Consider the following 5862-nt stretch of genomic DNA (forward strand, 5'->3'; position numbering starts at 1 on the left):
AATGATCGACGAACTTCGGCGTTATGCACAAGTCTTGAGTAAAAAGCATTTCTGACTTTGACTCAAAAATAAAAGACCCCCCCAACAAATCTGCCCCGCTTACTGCTACAGCCATTGGCACGCGCCAGTGAAGCTTTGGCGCGGCTCGACGAGCGGCTTGCGCATTCGCCGGTTGGCAAAGGGGTAATCGAACGGTTTCATTTTGCCGATGCCTGTGCCTCGCTGTGGCTGGATGGCGAACTGGTCGAAATGGAGGATCTCATTCTGCATGATGCAGCCAGCGATATCCGTTCTCCCAGTCATGCCCTGACCGTTGCTCGTGATGTGCTGCAGACCCGACGGCGCATCGTAGCGCAGGCGCCGGACTGGGCACTGAGCGCGAACGGCTTGCGCCGTCTGCGGCAGGCGTGGTCTGCACCATCTTTTGGGGATGGCGGCATCGTCGCGGACAGCGAAAGTACGGCAGTGTCCGATGCGGCGGTCGATCGGCAGGGTCGGGACGGGGAGGGGAGACAAAATCGTTGGGACGACAGGCTCGATCTGCCCGGGATTGATCTCGACGCCATTGATGCGGTGTTGGCGCGATCCGACGACGTGTTGGCAAGGGTAAGACAGCCACAGCGGCTGCCGAAACCGGAAACAGACCCGCTGATCCGCGATCCCAATTGGGATGAGGAGGAACGCCTCAACGAATGGCGAACCGTATTGCGTTCGATCAGCGATTTGCCGCCGGTGTTGCAGGCCATCCTGACGCTCGATGCCTGGGACGAGCTCGCGGTGTTGCAGCGGGCGCCGTGGCTGGCTCGTTTGTTGGCGGCTTCTCTGTTGAGGCGTGAAGGGCTGACCACCCGCGCACATCTTTTAGCCTTCAATGCCGGCCTGAAAACCATTCGTGTGGAACGGCGGCGCCATCGCAGTTTCGAAATCCGGCTGATGGCCAGTCTAGATGGGCTGCTTGCCGGGATTGAACTCGGTTTCAAGGAGCATGACCGGCTTCTGCTGGCACGGCAGTTGATGGAACGGCGTTTGGTTGGCCGACGCGCTTCATCGAACCTGCCGGGGCTGATCGAGCTGGTGCTGGCGAGGCCCCTGGTTTCCACCGGCCTCATCTCCAAAGAACTCGACATCACACCCCGTGCGGCACTGCGCCTCATCGAAGAGCTCAGCTTGCGCGAAATGACCGGAAGGGGGCGGTTTCGGGCGTGGGGTGTGCTTTGATATGACGTCATTCGCAGCGGCCAACTTGCACCCATCAATCGGAAATACTTGTGTTGCCGAAATAGATAGACAGCTTGTAATGACGCGGTTAATTCGGTTCATTCTTCCGGTCTGACGTTAGCGCATGCTATTCCATCCATCATAGTCTCAAGATCAATTTTCGGGTCACTCGATGCTTTGCGATCTCGCTCATAACTTTCCGCCCAGGGTCTCAGAGTTTCTGGAACGCGATCGCAGCCTGAAACGCAATTTCCGCGAGGAAAGAGTCACCGACATGCTGATGTCGAGCCTTGTCGCCCTCCAGCCTTTTGGCATTACCGTCGATTTCCCTGACGAACCGACGACGGGAGGCGATATGGAATGGATATTCGCAGCTCCTCGCGACATTAACGGCGGCCGGTATCTGCGGATCGTCCTGCAGGCCAAACGCGCCCAACTCTCGAAGACCAAGCTCGGATACTGGTACTACCAACATCTCGATCACGAAAAGGGCAAGCAGGCCAGTACGCTGATAAGCCATGCCGCCGGTTCTCCCCGCGGCATGTCGAGCCTGCCACTTTACATCTTCTATCATCCGTCTTCGGCACTTTCGCCAAAGACCGCATCCTTGCCCGCAGTCGAAGGTGTCAATTTGGTCTTTGCCCATCAGATCGCCCCGGTTGTGGCCGGCGGTTGCGGTGTTAAGGACAAGAAAGTCGAGGCCTGGCGCGGCTCGTTCATGCCGCTCTCAGACATCCTGTGCTGGCCCTTCGTGTATGCATCGTTAGGGGCGCGCCCGGCCGGCTCGCGCGGGTTTCAGATTGCTGGTGACCCGATGTGGACCCTGCGGTTCACGCCGAGTTTCCATCCTGATGTCGTGGCGGCCCGGCTTCAGCGGCGGCTGAAAGGCGCAGGTGGGAAATATAGCTTGCCGGCCGACCTGATTCGGCGCGTCGCGCCGGCTGAGGGCATTCCGGCCGATCTGCAGCGCGCGATCGCAGGCAACATGACGCCTGCGGACCGTAAGGACCTTGCCCGTCCCCGCGTCATCTTCACGACGCAGATGTCGCAAGAGCATCCATCATATGTACGCGCTGTTCAGCGCGGTTAACCGATGATCTGCCGCCGATCTGTATAGAGAACATGTACAGGACAACTGCATTTGGAACTGTGATATCCGGTTCACAATCACAACCGTTTTTCCTCACGAGGCAGCTGCCTGATGAAGAAGAATCAAAAATTGCCATTGGCTGGAGTGATACATTCAGCCATGTGTCTCCATTTGGTCACCGATACAATACCTCGTTCTCAGAACATACGGCACTAAACTGGAATCGCGTCTCGGGCGGTTCGCATTTCGACCGCTCCCGAGCGCTTAAAGCCGGTCATCCTTGTGGCACGTCGATAGCGTACAGCACCCGGAATCGCTTGTCGCATGGCCTCCCACCCTGCAGGCGTTGCTAGCACAAGCCAGCCTTCAGCCGCCCTGTTCTGATACCCAGTGTCGTTGGCCTCAATATTACCTTGGGCCCATCTGATGGATTCCGCCATAATCTCACCGTCTGCGTTTTCCCATCGGAATAGTCCCGTCGAAGACGATTGCCATCCAAGGATGGCGGCAATTGATGGGTTCAAGGCCAGGAACCGGGCGTTGGACGTAATGGAGCCCCCTGCAATAGCGGTTATTGGAACCGGCTTTAAACCCGATAAAGTGGGATAGTCACGGGCTAAATATCGTTCCTTATGCCAAAAATCCTGAATCGAGGGTTCGCTGTTATCGTCAAATTTTACCGCGGGATGAACGATAACACTGAGCCGGCTTTCTTCCGAACGGTCATTATCCCGTCTTGCAATTCTTGTTAACTCTGCCAACACAACGTCGCCTGCAGGGGATTGGGAGGCTGTTGGCAGCGCCTCGATAGCCGCCGCCATCCATTCGTCCGAAGGGAACCTGCCGAGTTCCTTTCCCTCTGGAATATTGAGCCAATCGGGCCGAGGTAGAATGTTGGCCAGATTTCCGGGGGGATCCGCGACCACCAACATTTCCCTAACGTATGTCGGAATCCACTCCACCGCCTCAGCATCACAAAGCTCAGAGACTAGGAGCCCGAAAGCATGTTGGGCAACGAGACTGCGTGGACGCCGGTATGTCAGCTTTAGCCCGATACTCTCATTGTGCCGAGATATTTCTCGCTCGATTTTCGCAGACCAGGTTTCTGGTGGTGCGACGATGCGCATGAGTTGCGCCATCCGGCGCACAAGATTGTCGAAGGATAGTTCCGCATCGGACGCCAGCTTTTTCAGGACGTGGTGGTACATCCGCGTGAGGTCGTATGGATCTTCCGTATCCGGCAGTGGTTCTCCGGGCGGGGTAACGTCACCGGAAAGGCTGATTTCCGGCTTTGGCGTTTCTGGAAAATGAAGACGGTAGAATGCGGGCAGGGGAATGTTCGCGCGCGCTGCTGGGATTTCAAGTTCGAGTTGCTCGAGAATGTTTTGTGCAGCGTACCGGATGACGGAGGAACCCCGCCAAACCAGATCGTTGAGATCGTCCACATAACGCATGGCGACGGTTGGGTTGCTAACGGCAAGACAATCAAGGATCGAAAGCCCGGCAGTCTGCGCCTGATAATCGCCAGCGATAGCCTTGCTCAACGCCGCGCCAGCAGCACCAGACTTATCGCCAAGATCGAAGACGTCAAGCATGCCGTGCCGGGCTTGCCATGCCAAAGAGAGAGCTGGCTGGTCGATATCCCGGGTCAGTAGACGAACACCAATATCGTAACCCCGCACTCGCGGTTTAAGATCGAGGGATGGCGGGCGGTAGGAGCTTGATTTCCAGTCTACCAGTTGTGTCACGTGCTCTTCGATTTCCAGCCACAGCTCCTGGAGTGGCAGTTCATCAAGAAATTCAGCGAGCAACTCGTCAAGATAGCCAAGCTGCTCCCTAGCCCGCAGACCATGTCCAGTATAGTCGGCAACAAACAGTTTGAGCGCTCGGGCTCGTCCATCGGTGGGATGAGCAATTCGAAGTGCGCGTGATACGGCGTAACGGGATCCGCCATCGTGGAAGCGCGCCCATCCATAAGGACGGCCGTTCTCAATAAGGCGTGATATTGCCGCGTCAGTTATTTCGATCTCGCCTGCAGCCTTCGCCGCATGAACGAGCACTTCCAGACTTGGTGAAGTCAACGATTGTTGAAGAATGAGATTCGCTGCTTCCCTGACTATCGGACCACCGCCTTTGGCGAATAGGGCTCGAACGATAGGCGACCAGTCGAGACCTTCGGCACTCACCGCCCCGGAGAGGATTCTGGCAAACTCCTTTGGATCATTTGCAAGTGACTGGACACTATGCTGATGGAGGACAACGCCGTTCAGCACTCTCAAAGAAGGAGGCGTCGATTTTTGGCGATCAGGGTCATCGTCGTTGTCCTCTTGATCGACCCCATCCAGGATATCGCTGTATGCCTTGCCGGAAATCGCCACGGTTTGAGCGGAAACTCTCAGCATTCGGATCGATTGGGCGACCAGTGGTGTGCTAGACACTGCGGAATCCACTGTCGCGGTCAACGCTTCGCCAAAGGCTGATTCATAGCTCGAGAATGGCAAAAGAAGTCTTGCAGCTGCGACGAGGCCGGTGGCCACGCGCCAATCGTCTCCACTTCGCAATTCAGCGGCAAGTAGCGCGGACAAGATAGTTGCCCGGTCTCCAGAACCTTCATCGATAAGCCACTCAGCCGCTTGTAAACCAGATTGTGGTGAACGATCTGCGAGCGCTCCTATCAGTTCGGATGTAGCGTCTGAAATTCCTCGCCCTCTATGCATGTCACTCAATTGAGGCAGGAGGCGCAAGACAGTCGTCGTCGCTTGTTCCAACAAACCAGTTTCTGCATTACTCCGGGCGAGCTTGGCAACCCAGCCACACCAATGCTGGATTTGATAATCCTTGTCATGGTAGACGCCAAAGCTTTGGTTAAGTGCTGTATCGAGAGCGACACGCGCGCGTTTGGCCTCTCCGATTTCGATCCAATTCAGAGCGAGGGAACACAATTCGGTCAGCCGCTCTTCCAACTCCCACGATGCATCAATGGACGCTTCAATTTCGTCCAAATGCCGAAGAGTTCGCGTCGCGTCCCGATCGATGCGGTATGCGGACATGACAACTTGGCGGCGGCTCGTGGCCGGCCAGGGCATGTGTCCGGGCGGCAAAGCCCGGGACCATTCACTCTCGAATGCCGATATCACTGCTTCAAAGACCGAACGGCCATGAGCCTCGGCAGCACACAATAGGTGTTGGTAAAGAACGTTCAGCGCATGGGTGATGATATACCAATTATGCCAGTTGAATGTTTCGTGGGAGCCGCGCCTGCGAAACTTGATGACCGGTGCGACCCTGCGCAGAAACGTACTCGAAGATACCGGTCTGCCGGCAATCGCTTCACCCCACAACGTTGCGACGATGACAACCAACCGTTGAAACAGTACTAAGCCTTCATCCCGGTCTCGTTCAGGAAAGGTGATGGCTGTCGGCTCAAGTGCGCGACCGCGCGCGGCCATTGTGGACTTCCCCTTCAAAAGTGGAGGGCTTCTGTTAGACAAAACTGACAGGAGACTTAGAATTGAAGCAGCGAGAATTTACAGAAGAGTTCAAACGCGAAGCCG

The 5862-nt window shown here is 56.3% G+C and carries 3 protein-coding genes; 2 read left to right on the forward strand and 1 reads right to left on the reverse strand.

Annotation, left to right across the window (positions count from 1 at the left end):
• Nucleotides 1–114 precede the first annotated feature (114 nt).
• Both WH356_RS23880 and WH356_RS23885 read left to right on the forward strand, forming a co-directional pair.
• Entirely contained in the window at nucleotides 115–1218 is a 1104-nt protein-coding gene (locus WH356_RS23880) for an RHE_PE00001 family protein (protein ID WP_445253729.1), read from the forward strand.
• A gap of 172 nt (nucleotides 1219–1390) precedes the next feature.
• Nucleotides 1391–2308 (forward strand): DUF6615 family protein, encoded by a 918-nt coding sequence (locus WH356_RS23885; RefSeq protein ID WP_339515375.1) that lies wholly within the window; start codon nucleotides 1391–1393, stop codon nucleotides 2306–2308.
• 212 nt (nucleotides 2309–2520) lie between these two features.
• On the opposite strand, the gene WH356_RS23890 is transcribed toward WH356_RS23885, so the two are convergent.
• Nucleotides 2521–5757 carry a hypothetical protein gene (locus WH356_RS23890; protein ID WP_339515377.1) on the reverse strand — a complete coding sequence of 1079 codons (3237 nt, stop codon included), beginning with the start codon at nucleotides 5755–5757 and terminating at the stop codon, nucleotides 2521–2523.
• Nucleotides 5758–5862 lie beyond the last annotated feature (105 nt).

The organism is Ochrobactrum sp. MYb379 (genome assembly GCF_037479515.1).
Lineage (GTDB): Bacteria > Pseudomonadota > Alphaproteobacteria > Rhizobiales > Rhizobiaceae > Brucella.

Bases quoted from the DNA above. Each gene is read 5' to 3' on its own strand.
- WH356_RS23885 (WP_339515375.1), top strand. From the start codon at position 1,391: ATGCTTTGCGATCTCGCTCATAACTTTCCGCCCAGGGTCTCAGAGTTT.
- WH356_RS23890 (WP_339515377.1), bottom strand. From the start codon at position 5,757: ATGGCCGCGCGCGGTCGCGCACTTGAGCCGACAGCCATCACCTTTCCT.